The sequence below is a fragment of the Pseudomonas sp. B21-041 genome, from assembly GCF_024748675.1.
GTDB lineage: Bacteria > Pseudomonadota > Gammaproteobacteria > Pseudomonadales > Pseudomonadaceae > Aquipseudomonas > Aquipseudomonas neuropathica.
This window is the reverse complement of record NZ_CP087175.1, coordinates 4,601,990-4,617,800: the sequence shown is the minus strand read 5'-3', so window position 1 is coordinate 4,617,800 and position 15,811 is coordinate 4,601,990. Positions and strand designations below refer to the sequence as shown.

Genomic DNA, 15,811 nt, shown 5'->3' with positions numbered 1-15,811 from the left:
ATGAAAGCGATTGCTCCTGCCGCTTGGGTTTTGCTGGGTTTGCTGATGATAGGTCATGCGCCTGGCGTCGTGGCCGCTGCGGCTCAGGAAAAACCGGCGGCGACGAGCCCGGCGAAAAAAAACACGCCAGCGCAGAAGGCAACTCCCGCGAAGAAACCTCAGCAAAAAGTCATCAAGAAGCGCAAGCCAGTCGCCTCGAAATCGAAACCCGCCAGTGAAGTGGTAAAAACCAAGTTGCCGTCGGCCAAACTCGATTTGAGCCTGCCCAAGGACATGGTCGAGGAATTGAAGCCCAAGGGCACAGTTGAATTGCCCAAGCGCGAGCCGATCCTGCCGCAGATGTTTGGCGAGAAAAACAACGGATTCCAGCTCAACGGCCGCTTGCTCAGCAACGAAATGCAGTTGCAACTGCGCAATGAAGAGCGCCGTGAAGTCGAAGGTGCGGCGCTGGACTTTGAATTCAAGCAGTAAACTCAGCTCATCTGTGACCCGCAGACCAGACGCTTTGTCGGAGACTGGTCAGTCACATTCAGTTATCGGTGAAAACCCCGGTTCCGGGAATTTGAAACAGCCGTTTTAGCGGTTACTCTGTTCCGCGTCCCTTTTACACATCGCCCGTCGCGAGGAATTGTTCGTCATGAAATGCCGTGAAGGCTGTGGCGCTTGCTGCATTGCCCCTTCCATCAGTTCGCCAATTCCCGGCATGCCTGATGGCAAACCTGCCGGCGAACGTTGCGTGCAACTCTCGGTCGAAAACCTGTGCAGCATTTTCGGCCGCCCCGAGCGCCCGGCAGTCTGTTCCGGCTTCGCGGCGGATGTCGAAGTCTGTGGCAGCAGCTCGGAAGAAGCGATCAGGTTGATTGGCTGGTGGGAGCAGATGACGGCGGCGTGATGTGTCAAACGAACGGAACTTCAACAATAAGGAATAAGACTATGGGTTCGCTGCATCGTATCGCTGTGTTGTGTGGTTTGACCGCTGTGCTGGCCACCTCCGTCGCTCAGGCTGAAGACTGGAAAGTCGCCAAGAACGAGGACGGTATCAAGGTGTCCCTGAGTGAAGTGCCAGGTTCGGACTACAAGTCCTACCAGGGCGTTGCGCTGATGAAAACCACCGTCGCCAAATTGCGCGCACTGCAGGAAGACGTCGCTGGCGCCTGCGCCTGGATTCACGAGTGCAAGACCCAGAAACTGCTCAAGCACGAGGGCGATCGGAGCTGGACCTACACCCAGTTCAACACCCCTTGGCCAGTCACCCCGCGTGACTCGGTGATCGAAGTCACCACCGTCGAAGGCGCCGACGGCAGCTTGACCCGCAACCTCAAAGGTCTGCCGACGTACGTTCCTGAAGAAAAAGGCTTTGTCCGCGTGCAGCAGGTCAAAGGCTTCTGGAAGTTCGTACCGAAGGGCGACCAGGTTGAAGTCACTTATCAAGTGCACACCGAACCAGGTGGCAGCGTGCCGGCAATGGTTGCCAACAAATTTGTCGTCGATGCTCCGTTCAACACCCTCAAAGCTTTGAAAGAGCGCGCCGAGAAGTAATCGGCCCGCGTTCAACGAAACGCCCCGAACAAGTCGGGGCGTTTTGTTTTGTATCTATATTGTGTTTCCAGATATGCGTTGCACGAAATTTTCACAAAGTGTTCCTGACAATTCGCCCGCGCTGTTTGTCCGCTGCTGTAAATGAAAGTGTCTAGCGGCGGGGCAGTAATCAATGGCAATGGTGCGGGTGATCGTGCAACATTTGCGCACCGCGCAAGCCCCGGGGTCTGGAATGACCAATAGAGGGCATGGCGCCGCTGTATTTTTGCAACTTCAACTTCCAATGGGTCCTAAAACGACATGGCAAACCCGGACGCCCTGAATCAGCAGCGATCTTCTGCTCGCCTGCTGCAACCGACCGTCAAATCGCATCTGGCCTACACGCTGCTTTGCGCGCTGGTCATGATGGTGATGTTTTCCGTGCTGCGCCTCGCGCTGCTGGTCTACAACCGCGAGATGATCCTCGATACCCCGGCTTCGACCTTCCTCGAAGCTTTCGCCAACGGCCTGCGTTTTGACCTGCGCCTGGTGGTTTACCTGTGCATTCCGCTGGTGCTGGCGCTGTTCAGTGCCCGCGCCATGGCCGCACGCGGCTTCTTCCGCTTGTGGCTGACCATCGCCTCAAGCATCGCGCTGTTCCTCGGCCTGATGGAGATGGACTTCTACCGCGAGTTCCACCAGCGCCTCAACGGCCTAGTGTTCCAGTACGTGAAGGAAGACCCGAAAACCGTGATGAGCATGCTCTGGTACGGTTTTCCGGTAGTGCGCTATCTGCTGGCGTGGGCCATCGGCACTGTCATCCTGACCCTTGCGTTCAAAGGCGCCGATCGTGCCACGCGTCCACGCGGACCGTTCAGCGGCGGCAGCGTGGGTACTCGTCAAGTTGCGCCGTGGTACACCCGTCTGGCGGTGTTCATGGTCTGCCTGCTGATCTGCGTGGCTGCCGCCCGTGGCACCTTGCGTCAGGGCCCGCCGATGCGCTGGGGTGATGTCTACACCACCGATTCCAACTTCGCCAACCAGCTCGGCCTCAACGCCACGCTGTCGCTGATCGAGGCCGCCAAATCTCGCATGGGCGAAGATCGCGACAACATCTGGAAAGCGACGTTGCCGCAAGAGCAGGCGCAGAAAGTCGTGCGCGACATGCTGCTGATGCCAGACGAAAAACTGGTCGATGCCGATATTGCCGCTGTGCGCCGTGATTACACGCCGCCGGCCGACAAGACCCTGCCGATCAAAAACGTTGTGGTGATCCTGATGGAAAGCATGGCCGGTCACTCGGTCGGTGCACTGGGCGCGCCAGGCAACATCACGCCATACCTGGACAAACTGTCGAAGGAAGGTCTGCTGTTCGACCGCTTCTTCTCCAACGGCACACATACCCATCAGGGCATGTTCGCGACCATGGCCTGCTTCCCCAACCTGCCAGGTTTCGAATACCTGATGCAGACCCCGGAAGGCAGCCACAAACTGTCCGGCTTGCCGCAGGTGCTCAGCGCCCGCAACTACGACGACGTATACGTCTACAACGGCGACTTCGCCTGGGACAACCAGTCGGGCTTTTTCAGCAACCAGGGCATGACCAACTTCGTTGGCCGTAACGACTTCGTCAACCCGGTGTTCTCCGATCCGACCTGGGGCGTGTCCGACCAGGACATGTTCGACCGTGGTCTGCAGGAGTTGAAGGCGCGGGAAAACGGCAAGCCGTTCTACGCGCTGCTGCAAACCCTGTCTAACCACACGCCATACGCCTTGCCGACGCCATTGCCGGTCGAGCGCGTGACCGATCGCGGCAGCCTCAACGAACACTTGACCGCCATGCGCTACTCCGACTGGGCGCTGGGTCAGTTCTTCGAGAAGGCGCGCAAAGAGCCGTACTTCAAGGAAACCCTGTTCGTCATCGTCGGCGACCACGGCTTCGGCAACGAGCGCCAGATCACCGAAATGGACCTGGGCCGCTTCAACGTGCCGATGCTGATGATCGCACCTGGCATTCAGGAGAAGTTCGGTACGCGTGACCACACAGTGGGTACGCAGATCGATATCGTGCCAACCATCATGGGCCGTCTCGGCGGCGAAGTGCGTCACCAGTGCTGGGGCCGCGACTTGCTCAACCTGCCGGAAGGCGACACCGGTTTCGGTGTGATCAAGCCGTCGGGCAGCGAGCAGACCACTGCTATCGTCACCGCTGACCAGATTCTGGTGTTGCCGAGAGACAAGGATATGGGGCCGAAGATGTGGCAGTACCAACTGGGGGCCAATCCGCACGCCGAAGTGGTACCGAATGCGCCGCGCACCGCCGAGTTGAAACTCAAACTCGAAGCGTTCCTGCAAACGGCAACCAAGAGCCTGATGGATAACACCGCCGGTGTCATCCACGGCAAGCCGGACTGATCGATCTATAACAGAAAGATCCGCGCAATAAAAAAGAGGCCCTTAACAGGGCCTCTTTTTTTACGCGTGAATCGTTATATCCGACCGAGTAACAGCAGCACCAACAGCACCACCAACACCACGCCGATAATGCCCGATGGACCGTAGCCCCAACTTCTGGAGTGCGGGAAGACCGGCAGACCACCGATCAGCAACAGGATCAGGATAATGATTAGAATTGTGCCCATGTCGATTTCCTTGTTGATAGTGTTCGAGAAGTCTTGGTATTCAAGGGCGACTGGAGACTAAGTAATTCCAGACGGCTTACAAATTCCGACCGGTGCGCGTGAAAGAAAATTCAATGTTTTTTTAATGTATTTGGATTGCTCGTTTATTTCCTTTACAGCGAAAAGATCGCAGCCTCGTTTCACTCGACAGCGCCTACACGAATCCAAGTAGGAGCTGCCGAAGGCTGCGATCTTTTGATCTTGCATTCAGCAACTTGATGGAGCGTGGGCGCGCGCCGATCCTTCGCTACACTCGGCGCATCTTTCCCAGAACAACAAGGCTGTGTGCTATGCAAAATCGCATGATGATCACTGGTGCGGGCTCGGGCCTGGGTCGCGAAATCGCGCTGCGCTGGGCACGTGAAGGCTGGCAACTGGCCTTGTCCGACGTCAGCGAACCCGGTCTTCAGGAAACCCTGAAAATGGTCCGCGAGGCCGGTGGCGACGGTTTTACCCAGCGCTGTGATGTACGTGATTACAGCCAGCTCACCGCGTTCGCTCAGGCCTGTGAAGAAAAGCTCGGCGGCATCGACATCATCGTCAACAACGCCGGCGTGGCCTCGGGTGGCTTTTTCAGCGAACTGTCCCTGGAAGACTGGGATTGGCAGATCGCGATCAACCTGATGGGCGTGGTCAAGGGCTGCAAGGCGTTCTTGCCGCTGCTTGAACAAAGCAAAGGCAAAATCATCAACATCGCCTCCATGGCGGCACTGATGCAAGGCCCGGCGATGAGCAACTACAACGTGGCCAAGGCCGGCGTGGTAGCACTGTCGGAAAGTCTGCTGATCGAACTGGCGCAGCAGGAAGTCGGCGTGCACGTGGTCTGCCCCTCGTTCTTCCAGACTAACTTGCTCGATTCGTTCCGTGGGCCGACCCCGGCGATGAAAGCGCAGGTCGGCAAGTTGCTGGAAAGTTCGCCAATTACGGCGGCGGATATCGCTGACTACATCTATCAGCAAGTCGCCGCTGGCGAGTTCATGATCCTGCCCCACGAACAAGGGCGCATGGCCTGGGCGCTGAAGCAGAAGAACCCGCAACTGCTCTACAACGAAATGACCTCAATGGCGGAGAAAATGCGCGCCAAAGCCAAACAGAGCAACGGCTGAGCTTGCCCGTCGGAGACAGCGTCGCTAGGGTGGCCGCAATGGTCACCCTGTCGAGACACGTCAATGCTCAATTACCTGTGGTTCTTTCTTGCGGCGCTGTTTGAAATCGCCGGTTGTTTCGCCTTCTTCATGTGGCTGCGTCAGGGCAAAAGTGCCTTGTGGGTGATTCCTGCGCTGCTCAGCCTGACCCTGTTCGCACTGTTGCTGACCCGTGTTGAAGCCAACTATGCCGGTCGTGCCTACGCCGCATATGGCGGCATCTACATCGTCGCTTCGATTGGCTGGCTGATGGTGGTCGAGCGCGTGCGTCCCTTGGGTTCGGACTGGATCGGCGTGGCGCTGTGCGTGATCGGCGCCAGCGTGATTCTGTTCGGGCCACGCTTTTCTGCTGCCTGAAGACCTTTTGTGGGAAGTGTCTGACAGCTCGCGGCGATCATGGGTGTAAGGCAAAACTGATTTGCGCGCCGTGCATTGAAGAGGCGCGGCAAGCCGCGCATCTTCAGGGTTCGCTAACCCTGAAGGACGAATCTCATGCTTGTACTCAGCCGTGTCGTTGGTGAGTTGATTTCAATCGGTGATGACATCACCTTGCGCGTTCTGTCAGTGAACGGTGCCAGCGTGCGATTTGGCGTCGAGGCGCCACAAAAGGTCAACGTGCACCGCGCGGAGGTCTATGAGCGGATTCAGCGCAAGCAAGCCACGCAGAAAGTTCGCTGAGGATTTCAGTCGAACAGGTGCTTGGGCACGTCGTGCTTGAGCATCAACTGGCACTGCTCGCTTTCCGGGTCGAAGACGATCAGCGCCTGGCCTTTGGTCAATGCCTGACGCACGCGCAGCACGCGGGTTTCCAGCGGCGTGTCATCACCGTTGTCGGTGCCGTCGCGGGTGACGAAATCCTCGATGAGGCGGGTGAGGGTTTCGACTTCAAGTTGGTCGTGGGGAATAAGCATGGGCACCTCGGCTGAATCAATGGCGGGATGCTACGGCGATTGCGGTTTGCCTGCCAGTTTTGTGTTGCCTGTACCGACCTCATCGCTGGCAAGCCAGCTCCCACAGTAATTGGGGCAACACAAATTTGTGTACACCTCCGATACCTGTGGGAGCTGGCTTGCCAGCGATGGGGCCAGTCCTGTCATCACAAAGCCGGATCAACTATCGGAACGCTGCCCCACCAGACTGTCCACCGACGGCACTCGCGTATCGCTCTCCATCTGCGTGTCATGTTCAATCTGATGACTGAAGCGATCGAGCGAGGCATTGGCCGGCGCTGCATCACTGGCAAACACCGGCGGACTCAAGATGTAAGCCCCCAGCAAGCGACTGAGAGCCGCCAGACTGTCGATGTGCGTGCGCTCATACCCATGGGTCGCATCGCAGCCAAACGCGAGCAGGGCGGTGCGGATGTCGTGGCCGGCGGTCACCGCCGAGTGCGCATCGCTGAAGTAATAGCGGAACAGGTCGCGGCGCACCGGCAGTTCGTTTTCACCGGCCAGACGCAGCAAATGTCGCGACAGGTGATAATCGTACGGGCCGCCAGAATCCTGCATCGCCACACTCACCGCATGCTCGCTGGAGTGCTGTCCGGGAGCGACCGGCGCGATGTCGATGCCGACGAATTCGCTAACGTCCCAAGGCAGCGCCGCCGCCGCGCCGCTGCCGGTTTCCTCGGTGATGGTGAACAGCGGGTGGCAGTCGATCATCAGCTCCTGGCCGCTGTCGACGATGGCTTTGAGTGCCGCGAGCAGCGCGGCAACGCCGGCCTTGTCATCGAGGTGACGGGCGCTGATGTGACCGCTTTCGGTGAACTCCGGCAGCGGATCGAATGCGACCACGTCGCCGATGCTGATGCCCAGCGAGTCGCAGTCAGCCTTGGTCGCACAGTAGGCATCCAGACGCAGTTCAACGTGATCCCAACTGATCGGCATTTCATCGACGGCAGTGTTGAAGGCATGCCCGGACGCCATCAACGGCAAGACACTGCCGCGAATCACGCCGTTGTCGGTAAACAGGCTGACGCGGCTGCCCTCGGCAAAGCGGCTCGACCAGCAGCCGACCGGGGCGAGGGTCAGGCGGCCGTTGTCCTTGATCGCACGAACGGCGGCGCCGATGGTGTCCAGGTGCGCGGAAACCGCGCGGTCGGGGCTGTTCTTCTTGCCTTTGAGCGTGGCGCGAATGGTGCCGCGTCGAGTCATTTCAAAGGGGATGCCGAGCTCTTCCAAACGCTCGGCGACGTAACGCACGATGGTGTCGGTGAACCCGGTGGGGCTGGGAATGGCGAGCATTTCCAGCAAGACTTTTTGCAGGTAGTTGAGATCCGGTTCGGGGATTTGCGTGGTCATGGAAACTCCTGATGGGTTGAGCACACCGATGGTTTCGATGAGGAAAGTTTTGTGTTGCTTGATCGGGCCTCATCGCTGGCAAGCCAGCTCCCACAGTTTTTATATGTACCGCAAAACTTGTGGGAGCTGGCTTGCCAGCGATGGCGTCGGTTCAGTCACCAGAGAATCAAGAGACAACCGGCTGACTATGCGGAAACAACAAATCGACAAAGCGCTCCGCCGTCGGCTGCGGCTCATGGTTGGCCAGACCGGCACGTTCATTGGCCTCGATAAACACGTACTCGGGCTGATCCGCCGCCGGCACCATCAAGTCGAGCCCGACCATCGGAATATCCAGCGCCCGCGCCGCGCGCACGGCGGCATCAATCAACGTCGGATGCAGAATCGCGGTGACATCCTCCAGCGTGCCACCGGTGTGCAGATTTGCCGTACGGCGGACAAACAGATGCTCGCCCGCCGGCAGAATGCTGCTGTAGTCATAGCCCGCCGCATGCAGGGTGCGCTGGGTTTCGTGATCCAGCGGGATCTTGCTTTCGCCACTGGTCGCCGCTTGCCGACGACGGCTCTGCGCCTCGATCAACGCGCCCACCGAATGCTGGCCATCGCCGACTACTTCCGCCGGCTTGCGAATCGCCGCGGCCACCACTTCAAAGCCAATCACCAGAATCCGCAGATCAAGCCCTTCGTGGAAGCTTTCGAGCAGCACGCGGCTGTCAAATTGCTTCGCCGTTTCGATGGCTTGCTGCACCTCTTCGATGCTCTGCAAATCCACTGCTACGCCTTGGCCCTGTTCACCGTCGAGCGGTTTGACCACCACCCGTTGATGCTCGTCGAGGAAGGCCAGATTGTCGTCGGCATTACCGGCCAGTTGCTGCGAGGGCAGGTTCAGTCCGGCGCCTTTGAGCACTTTGTGGGTCAGGCTTTTGTCTTGGCACAGGCTCATGCTGATCGCGCTGGTCAGGTCGCTCAGCGATTCGCGGCAACGCACGCGACGCCCGCCGTGGCTGAGAGTGAACAGCCCGGCATCGGCGTCATCCACTTGTACGTCGATGCCGCGTCGATGAGCTTCTTCAACGATGATCCGCGCATACGGATTGAACTGCGCTTCTGGCCCCGGGCCGAGGAAAAGCGGCTGGTTGATGCCGTTTTTGCGCTTGATGGCGAAGGTCGACAGATTGCGAAAGCCGAGCTTGGCGTAGAGGTTTTTCGCCTGCCGGTTGTCATGCAGAACTGACAGATCCAGATAGCTCAAGCCGCGACTCATGAAGTGCTCGATCAGGTGCCGCACCAGCACTTCACCAACACCCGGCCGCGAGCATTGCGGATCAACCGCCAGGCACCACAGGCTGCTGCCGTTTTCCGGGTCGTTGAAAGCCTTTTGATGGTTCAGGCCCATGACGCTGCCGATCACCGCGCCGCTGTCTTCATCCTCGGCCAGCCAGTACACCGGGCCGCCCTGATGATGCGGCGTCAGCCGCGTGGCATCGATCGGCAACATGCCGCGCGCCTGGTACAACAGATTGATCGCCTGCCAGTCCGCCTCACTTTGCGCGCGGCGAATACGAAAGCCGCGAAACACACGGGTGGCCTGGCGGTAATCGCTGAACCACAGGCGCAGGGTGTCCGACGGGTCGAGAAACAGTTGCGTCGGTTCCAGGCCGAGGATCTGCTGCGGCGCCGCGACGTACAGCGCGATATCACGCTCGCCGGGCTGCTCTTTGAGCAGCTCCTGCGCCAGCGATGCCGGGTCGGGAAACGTGTGGCCGATCAGCAACCGGCCCCAGCCGCAATGGACGGCGATCGGGTCGGCGGCCAGCATGCTGCCATCTTCGGCCAGACGCGCCTGCAAGCGTTCATAGGACGGCGTCTGACCGCGTAGCAGCCGTTGGTTGATGGCCGTGGCGTGGGGTTTCATCAATCAGATTCCTTGTTCACTGAGCCACAGGTTCAGGGCAGCCAGTTGCCACAACTTCGAACCGCGCAACGGCGTCAGTTGGCCTTGCGGATCGGTTAGCAATTTGTCGAGCATGGCCGGGTTGAACAGACCGCGATCCTGACTCGGATCGAGCAGCAGTTCGCGCACCCAGTTCAGCGTGTCGCCCTGCAAATGCTTGAGGCCCGGCACCGGGAAGTAGCCTTTTTTACGGTCGATCACCTCACTCGGGATGACTCGGCGCGCGGCTTCTTTGAGCACTTGTTTGCCGCCGTCAGGCAGCTTGAATTGGCCAGGCACTCGGGCCGAGAGTTCTACCAGTCGATAGTCGAGAAACGGCGTACGCGCCTCCAGACCCCAGGCCATGGTCATGTTGTCGACGCGTTTGACCGGGTCATCGACCAGCATCACCGTGCTGTCCAGACGCAATGCTTTGTCCACCGCCGCATCGGCGCCGGGCTGGGCGAAATGTTCTTTCACAAAGTCGCCTGCGGCATCGTTCGCGGTCAGCCATTTCGGCTGCACGGTGGCGGCGTAGTCATCGTAGCTGCGGTCGAAAAACGCATTGCGATACGCCGCGTACGGATCCGCCGCACCGTCGACTTGCGGATACCAGTGATAACCGGCGAACAACTCGTCAGCACCCTGGCCGCTCTGCACCACTTTGCAGTGCTTGGCCACTTCGCGCGACAGTAGATAGAAGGCGATGCAGTCATGGCTGACCATCGGCTCGCTCATCGCGCGGAACGCGGCGGGCAATTGCTCGATGATCTCTTTCTCGTCGATGCGCAGTTGATGATGTTGAGTGCCGTAATGTTTGGCGATCAGATCCGAGTATTGGAATTCGTCACCGCGTTCGCCGCCGGCATCCTGGAAACCGATGGAAAAGGTCGAAAGGTTGTCGACGCCGACTTCACGCAACAGGCCGACGAGCATGCTCGAATCGACGCCGCCGGACAGCAGTACACCGACATCCACTGCCGCGCGTTGACGAATCGCCACCGCTTCGCGGGTGCTGTCGAGGACGCGATCAACCCAATCTTCGAGGGTCAGATTTTTCTCATCATCGTGTGGGCCGTAAGGCAGCGTCCACCAGGTTTTCTGTTCGGTGGTGCCATCGGCTTCAACGCGCATCCAGGTCGCCGGTGGCAGTTTTTCGATGCCGGCCAGCAGGGTGCGTGGCGCGGGGACCACGGCATGGAAATTCAGGTAATGATTGAGCGCCACCGGATCGAGGATCGGGTTGATGTCGCCGCCCTTGAGCAGCGCCGGCAAGGCCGAAGCAAAGCGCAAACGCTGACCGGTGCGCGACAGGTACAACGGCTTCACGCCGAGACGGTCGCGAGCGATGAACAGGCGTTTGGCGTCGCGTTCCCAAATGGCAAACGCGAACATGCCATTGAGCTTCGGCAGCAGCGCTTCGCCCCAGGCGTGGTAGCCCTTGAGCAGCACTTCGGTGTCGCCACCGGAGTAGAAGGCGTAACCCAGCGCTTCAAGTTCGGCACGCAGTTCCGGGAAGTTGTAGATCGCGCCGTTGAAGGCCAGGGACAAGCCCAACTGGCTGTCGATCATCGGCTGCGCCGAGCCGTCCGACAGGTCCATGATTTTCAGGCGACGGTGACCCAGGGCAATCGGCCCTTGGGCATGGAAACCCCACGCGTCGGGGCCGCGAGGGGCCAGGTGATGGGTGATTCTCTCGATCGCTGCAAGGTCTGCAGGTTGTTGATCAAAACGTAACTCGCCAGCTAATCCGCACATGTACCGTAAACCCTTTGTATTTCGGCGTTCATGTAGCTACTGGTGATTTTCCCGTACCGGTTTTGTACCACTTTCCAATCGATCCAGCTTCTCAAGCTCTGCCCAGTCACTCGGCGAGCTGATCCACTTGGCGTAGGTGGAAAGCAGTACTTGAACGCTGTGTCCAAGCTGTGCGGCGATGAACGCTGGATTCATCCCCGACATCAAACACATCGTTGCGTACGTGTGGCGCGTGTCATACATCCTGCGATGCCGAATACCTAACTTTCGCAGCGCGCTCAGCCAGTAGCGTTTTGGCCCAGTCTCGGATCGAATAAACAGTTCGGACTTATCGCCCGATCCTTCCGGCGCGAACACATAATCAGAACGCGCCGCCGTGAGTGGTCTGGCTTTTTCGAGCGCCTTTATCGCGCGATCGTTCCATAAAACTTCGCGAGAAGTCTTCGTCTTAGTCCGCTCTTGAATCTTTCCGTAGATGCGGATCCTGCAAACACGCGCTGTTTTCTTGCGCATATCAACTTCTGCCCAGCGTAGCGCCATGGCTTCCCCCGGCCGCATTCCGGTGTAGAAAGAGAACTCAAAAAAGATGGCGTAAATCTGCTGCAAACCGCTCGTCAGTTCGTACAACTTTGCAATCATCAGATCAGCCTCTGGCCGGGTGAACGGATCGAGATCGCGCTTCGTTACTCGAGTGGGTGGAATCGACGCGGCCGGATTGCGGGAGATCAGTTCGTCGCGCACGGCCTGGGTAAAAATGGTGGTCACCAAGCGAATGGCATTCTTCCTGCGTACCGGTGAAGTCCACTCGATGCTATTGACGACCTTGCGCATGAGCACGGGTGTAACCATGTCCAGCGGCTTGTCCGCCAGGTAGGGCACCCAATAGTTCTGGAGCGTCGATCGGTAGTTTTTGCGCGTGCTTTCGACGATCTGGAGACTGTCGAGCCAGTCCTGGGCATAGTCGAAGAAGATCGGCATACCCTGAACCTCAGCGCTTCGAGTGCCCGGGAACAGCTCGGCGTACTTCTGCGGTGTGAGAGCGCCGAGCTTATCCAGTTGCTTTACCTGAGCACGAAGGCTTGCCGCTGCAGCGATTCCTTTCGCGGTTTGAGGGAAGGGGAGCGTTTCGCAGCACCGCTTCTTGTTCCAGGAGAAACGAATGCGGATTGATGGACCGACAAACTCAACCCCTGTTGGCAAGTCCACAGACTTTCGATCCATTCGTCATATCTCCTCACGCTGTACATGATCCTGCCGTCGATCTTCGACCAGACGCCTTGCGGTATGATTTTCCGCTCTCTCTTACGCTGCAGCGCCTTCGCTGTTGTGCCTACCAGCTCCGCCATCCGCTTTTCGGTCACTTTGTCGTGACCATCCTCTATGGGCAATTTTTCAGCAGCCCCCATCAGTCACCCCCTACGTGTCGCGACACGTTTTCGTTATTCGTGGATTGTGTCGCGATATCTTCCGGCGCGGCGCCTATCCGGTTACACAGGCCACCTTCATCCTGCTCATCTGCTGCGAGCTTCTGTGTCTGCTCGCGCAGCGCCTCATCCGGCACCAGCGTATGGCCCTGGACTTCCCCGCCCAGATACGCCAGCAGCGCCACCGCCTCGTCGTGGTACATGTGGCGTTCGGCCTGGCTCTCTTCCTGATCGTGCTCGCCATCCACAACTCGCTTGAGAAGTGAAGCCAGCGAGTTGCGCTCCACCAGGAGATCTTTGCAGTCAGCCCGCAGCGAGCGGATGGCGCGCATTGAGGCGTCTTCGTCAAGGCGATGAATCTCGCCAATCAGCATCATTACTGCTTTCGGGTTCGCCCCCGCAATAAATGCGGCGTTGGCCCGGCACTGCTCATCGGTCTTGACCAGACAGTTTGCGAAGGCGCCGGCGATTCGCCCGCCTTGGCGTCGGCCGCTTGCGATGTAGGAGTAGAGAACGTAACCGTGCTCGTTGACGTGGTCGCCATCAGTGACCCACGGCCCAGGTGTTGCGGCCTTGGCCAGCACGGCCAGATCGGCGGCGAGTTTCTGCGCTGCGTTTGGATTACTCATCGCGATCGCCTCCCGACTCACTCACTGCCCGCAACTTTAGCGAGATCCCGCAGGCGCCGGCCAATTTGGCCAGCTCGCTGACGGTGGTGCTGGGTTCTTGCAGTGCCTGCCCGAAGCGAACGAGGCGGGAGCCAAGGTTTGCGAACTCGTTGCCCTGGCCTTTAACGAGCGCTGCGCCCTCTGGAAGTATGGTCATAGCTGGAACCTCTCTTCCCGAGGAAGCGGGAGGGACGCCGGTAACGGTTCGGTCTTATTGTGATCTGGAGTCACAATTACCTGTGGGAGCGGGCTGGCCACCAACGACGCCTTTTCTTGGGCTAAACCGGCCCGAGACGCCCGTCCCGCATCACTTGACGGGGTGGCCTTCTGTAGGAGCGAACTATCCGGCAAGCAGCTGATACCGGTGTTGTTCAAAATCCAGCAGGTCACGCCGCGCTGGCTGTCGTGCTGGACGCTGATGACTTGCTCGCTGGCGGCGGCTTGGCCGGCGATCAGCAGCAAGGCGGTTGTGATCATTGCTCGCATGGGGAGAACTCCCGCTCACTTGGATTCTGACGCATCGCGAGGTCGATCTCTGCGTCGAGTTCTCGCTCAGTTAGCATGTTGCCCCGTTGATCGCGCGGCACTAGATCCTGCCGCGGCGTGTTAAACGCCACGTCGCGCAACCATTCATAGCGACGAGCGTTCGCCGCCATTATCACGCGAGCATCGATGTGCAGAGAGGGCTGGGCAGCGTTTGCCAGAGCGTCGAGCAACAGCTGCTGGCGCTTCTGACCATCTGTGTACTGTCTAACAGCCTGGACAAATACGGCGTTCATGCTGCGGTCGCTGCCGTTGGCAATTGCCTCGATTTCTGCGCGAAGCCCGTCAGGTACCGGGGCGAGGCCTGCGCCTACATGGGCGGCGCGATGTTCACCAAGAAGAACGAACCCACCGACAACCCAGCGTTGGATCGCTGTGGCGGCTGGTGGAGCAGCTGCAAGCTGCGCGGCAACACTCGCCGATTTGGCGGCTCAATGGGCGCGAGCCTGATCACCAGTTCGAGGTAACCCATGCGCATTAACAGACAGCTGCAGGACGCGATTCGCGCCCACGCGGAACAGTCGTACCCGGCTGAAGCCTGTGGTCTTCTGATCAGCACCGCCGCCGGCCGCGAGTACGTGCCGTGCGCCAACCGGGCAAAGACAGATCGCGAAAACTTCCAAATCTGTGAGCGAGATCAGGCTGCCGCAGAGGATCGCGGCGAAGTGCTGGCGATCATTCACAGCCACCCCGACAAAGCGCCCACGCCGAGCATGGCCGATCGGGTCAGTTGTGAGTTGCACGAACTGCCTTGGGGCATCGTCGGGTGGCCTGGCGGTGAGTTCGAATGGTTCAAGCCTTCTGGCTTTCAGGCGCCGCTGCTGGGCCGCGACTTCTCCCACGGCCTGCTCGATTGCTGGGCGGCGTGCCGCGACTGGTACGCACGCGAGTCTGGGCTGCAATTGCCTAACTTCGAGCGACAGGATTTGTGGTGGGAAGACGAAACCGGGCCGAGCCTTTATGAGGACAACTTCAAAGCCACCGGCTTTTACCAGGTGAGCGCGGCGCGGCGCGGCGACATGCTGGTGTTGCAGATCCCAACGCCGGGCCGTAACTGCTTCCACCCCAACCACGCAGTGATCTATCTGGGCGACGAACCCGCGCTGGTGAGCGAACCCGCTGCCACTCTCGGTGGTGCTGGGCCGTTCATTTACCACCATATGCCTGGGCGACTTGCCAGCCGTGAGATTTACGGCTGGTCGATGGCCAACCGGGTAAAGCTGATTCTCCGGCACAAGGATTACCGACCATGAAGCGCACCATCAAACTCGGAGGAGTGCTGGGTAAGCGTTTTGGGCGGGAGTACGTCCTTGATGTCAATGGTGTGCTGGATGCCACGAGCGCGCTGTGCAACCTGAAGCCGGGCTTCGAGCAGTTCATGCGCACCGCAGAAGAGCGGGGCTTGGTCTTCGCTGTGTTCGTCGACGAACGCAATATCGCCCCGGAAGAACTGGCCATGAAAGACCCCAGCGCCGGCGCTATCCGCATCATGCCGATCATTCAGGGCAGCAAGCAGGCGGGCATGTTTCAAACGCTGCTGGGCGTGGCGCTGATCGTGGCGGGCTTGTTCACCGGCGGTACCACCTCGGCGCTGGGCATGGGGTTGCTGGCCACCGGCGCGGCTGTCGGGCTGGGTGGTGTGGTACAGATGCTTTCACCCACCACCAAGGCGAACACCAGCGACCGCAACGAAGACGGCAACAACCCCAGCTACGGCTTCGGCGGCGCGGTGACCACCATCGCTCAAGGCAACCCCTATCCGCTGCTCTATGGCGAGCGAGAGATAGGCGGGGCTATCGAGTCCGGTGGCATCTACACCCAAGACAACATTTAACTCGCAT

At 59.4% G+C, this 15,811-nt stretch carries 18 protein-coding genes; 10 read left to right on the top strand and 8 right to left on the bottom strand.

Going from position 1 to position 15,811, the window contains the following annotated elements:
- From LOY43_RS20425 to LOY43_RS20410, 4 genes are all read left to right on the top strand, one after another.
- A complete protein-coding gene (locus LOY43_RS20425; protein WP_258708659.1) occupies positions 1–471 on the top strand; it encodes a translation initiation factor 2 in 471 nt (156 codons plus the stop codon).
- Positions 472–637: 166 nt separating this feature from the next.
- Positions 638–892 carry a YkgJ family cysteine cluster protein gene (locus tag LOY43_RS20420; RefSeq protein ID WP_007908349.1) on the top strand — a complete coding sequence of 85 codons (255 nt, stop codon included), beginning with the start codon at positions 638–640 and terminating at the stop codon, positions 890–892.
- 41 nt (positions 893–933) lie between these two features.
- Complete coding sequence (locus tag LOY43_RS20415; protein ID WP_258708658.1) at positions 934–1,539, top strand: START domain-containing protein; 606 nt, start codon at positions 934–936, stop codon at positions 1,537–1,539.
- Between the two features lie 300 nt (positions 1,540–1,839).
- Positions 1,840–3,933 (top strand): LTA synthase family protein, encoded by a 2,094-nt coding sequence (locus LOY43_RS20410; RefSeq protein ID WP_095048584.1) that lies wholly within the window; start codon positions 1,840–1,842, stop codon positions 3,931–3,933.
- A gap of 74 nt (positions 3,934–4,007) precedes the next feature.
- On the opposite strand, the gene LOY43_RS20405 is transcribed toward LOY43_RS20410, so the two are convergent.
- Positions 4,008–4,166: a DUF3309 family protein gene (locus LOY43_RS20405; RefSeq protein ID WP_169432680.1), complete on the bottom strand. Its 159-nt coding sequence runs from the start codon at positions 4,164–4,166 to the stop codon at positions 4,008–4,010.
- A gap of 323 nt (positions 4,167–4,489) precedes the next feature.
- On the opposite strand from LOY43_RS20405, the gene LOY43_RS20400 reads away from it, so the two are divergent.
- The 3 genes from LOY43_RS20400 to csrA all read left to right on the top strand — a co-directional run bounded on the left by LOY43_RS20400 (position 4,490) and on the right by csrA (position 6,022).
- The gene (locus LOY43_RS20400; RefSeq protein ID WP_095048583.1) at positions 4,490–5,305 is read left to right on the top strand and encodes an SDR family oxidoreductase; all 816 of its coding nucleotides are present in this window, start codon (positions 4,490–4,492) and stop codon (positions 5,303–5,305) included.
- 63 nt (positions 5,306–5,368) lie between these two features.
- Positions 5,369–5,701, top strand: coding sequence for a YnfA family protein (locus LOY43_RS20395; RefSeq protein ID WP_008088571.1), 333 nt, complete (start codon positions 5,369–5,371; stop codon positions 5,699–5,701).
- A 135-nt stretch (positions 5,702–5,836) separates the two neighbouring features.
- A complete protein-coding gene (csrA, locus tag LOY43_RS20390; RefSeq protein WP_016985988.1) occupies positions 5,837–6,022 on the top strand; it encodes a carbon storage regulator CsrA in 186 nt (61 codons plus the stop codon).
- A 5-nt stretch (positions 6,023–6,027) separates the two neighbouring features.
- On the opposite strand, the gene LOY43_RS20385 is transcribed toward csrA, so the two are convergent.
- From LOY43_RS20385 to LOY43_RS20350, 7 genes are all read right to left on the bottom strand, one after another.
- The gene (locus tag LOY43_RS20385) at positions 6,028–6,255 is read right to left on the bottom strand and encodes a YheU family protein (RefSeq protein ID WP_258708657.1); all 228 of its coding nucleotides are present in this window, start codon (positions 6,253–6,255) and stop codon (positions 6,028–6,030) included.
- Between the two features lie 198 nt (positions 6,256–6,453).
- Positions 6,454–7,644 carry an osmoprotectant NAGGN system M42 family peptidase gene (locus LOY43_RS20380; protein WP_077574040.1) on the bottom strand — a complete coding sequence of 397 codons (1,191 nt, stop codon included), beginning with the start codon at positions 7,642–7,644 and terminating at the stop codon, positions 6,454–6,456.
- 166 nt (positions 7,645–7,810) lie between these two features.
- Positions 7,811–9,559 carry an N-acetylglutaminylglutamine synthetase gene (ngg, locus tag LOY43_RS20375; RefSeq protein ID WP_095048582.1) on the bottom strand — a complete coding sequence of 583 codons (1,749 nt, stop codon included), beginning with the start codon at positions 9,557–9,559 and terminating at the stop codon, positions 7,811–7,813.
- 3 nt (positions 9,560–9,562) lie between these two features.
- On the bottom strand, positions 9,563–11,335 hold the full coding sequence (locus LOY43_RS20370; protein WP_093435339.1) for an N-acetylglutaminylglutamine amidotransferase: 1,773 nt from the start codon (positions 11,333–11,335) through the stop codon (positions 9,563–9,565).
- Between the two features lie 36 nt (positions 11,336–11,371).
- Positions 11,372–12,556 (bottom strand): site-specific integrase, encoded by a 1,185-nt coding sequence (locus LOY43_RS20365; protein WP_258708656.1) that lies wholly within the window; start codon positions 12,554–12,556, stop codon positions 11,372–11,374.
- A 184-nt stretch (positions 12,557–12,740) separates the two neighbouring features.
- Positions 12,741–13,388, bottom strand: coding sequence for a hypothetical protein (locus tag LOY43_RS20360; protein WP_258708655.1), 648 nt, complete (start codon positions 13,386–13,388; stop codon positions 12,741–12,743).
- Between the two features lie 512 nt (positions 13,389–13,900).
- Complete coding sequence (locus LOY43_RS20350) at positions 13,901–14,206, bottom strand: hypothetical protein (RefSeq protein WP_258709955.1); 306 nt, start codon at positions 14,204–14,206, stop codon at positions 13,901–13,903.
- Here LOY43_RS20350 and LOY43_RS20345 point away from each other — a divergent pair.
- Genes LOY43_RS20345 through LOY43_RS20335 form a run of 3 tightly spaced genes read left to right on the top strand, consistent with a single transcriptional unit; the run spans position 14,102 to position 15,804 of the window.
- Positions 14,102–14,437 carry a hypothetical protein gene (locus LOY43_RS20345; protein ID WP_258708653.1) on the top strand — a complete coding sequence of 112 codons (336 nt, stop codon included), beginning with the start codon at positions 14,102–14,104 and terminating at the stop codon, positions 14,435–14,437. The genes LOY43_RS20350 and LOY43_RS20345 overlap by 105 nt on opposite strands.
- A gap of 3 nt (positions 14,438–14,440) precedes the next feature.
- Positions 14,441–15,223 (top strand): C40 family peptidase, encoded by a 783-nt coding sequence (locus LOY43_RS20340; RefSeq protein WP_258708652.1) that lies wholly within the window; start codon positions 14,441–14,443, stop codon positions 15,221–15,223.
- Positions 15,220–15,804 carry a tail assembly protein gene (locus tag LOY43_RS20335; protein WP_258708651.1) on the top strand — a complete coding sequence of 195 codons (585 nt, stop codon included), beginning with the start codon at positions 15,220–15,222 and terminating at the stop codon, positions 15,802–15,804. The genes LOY43_RS20340 and LOY43_RS20335 overlap by 4 nt, the downstream gene beginning before the upstream one ends.
- The last annotated feature ends 7 nt before the right edge of the window (positions 15,805–15,811 follow it).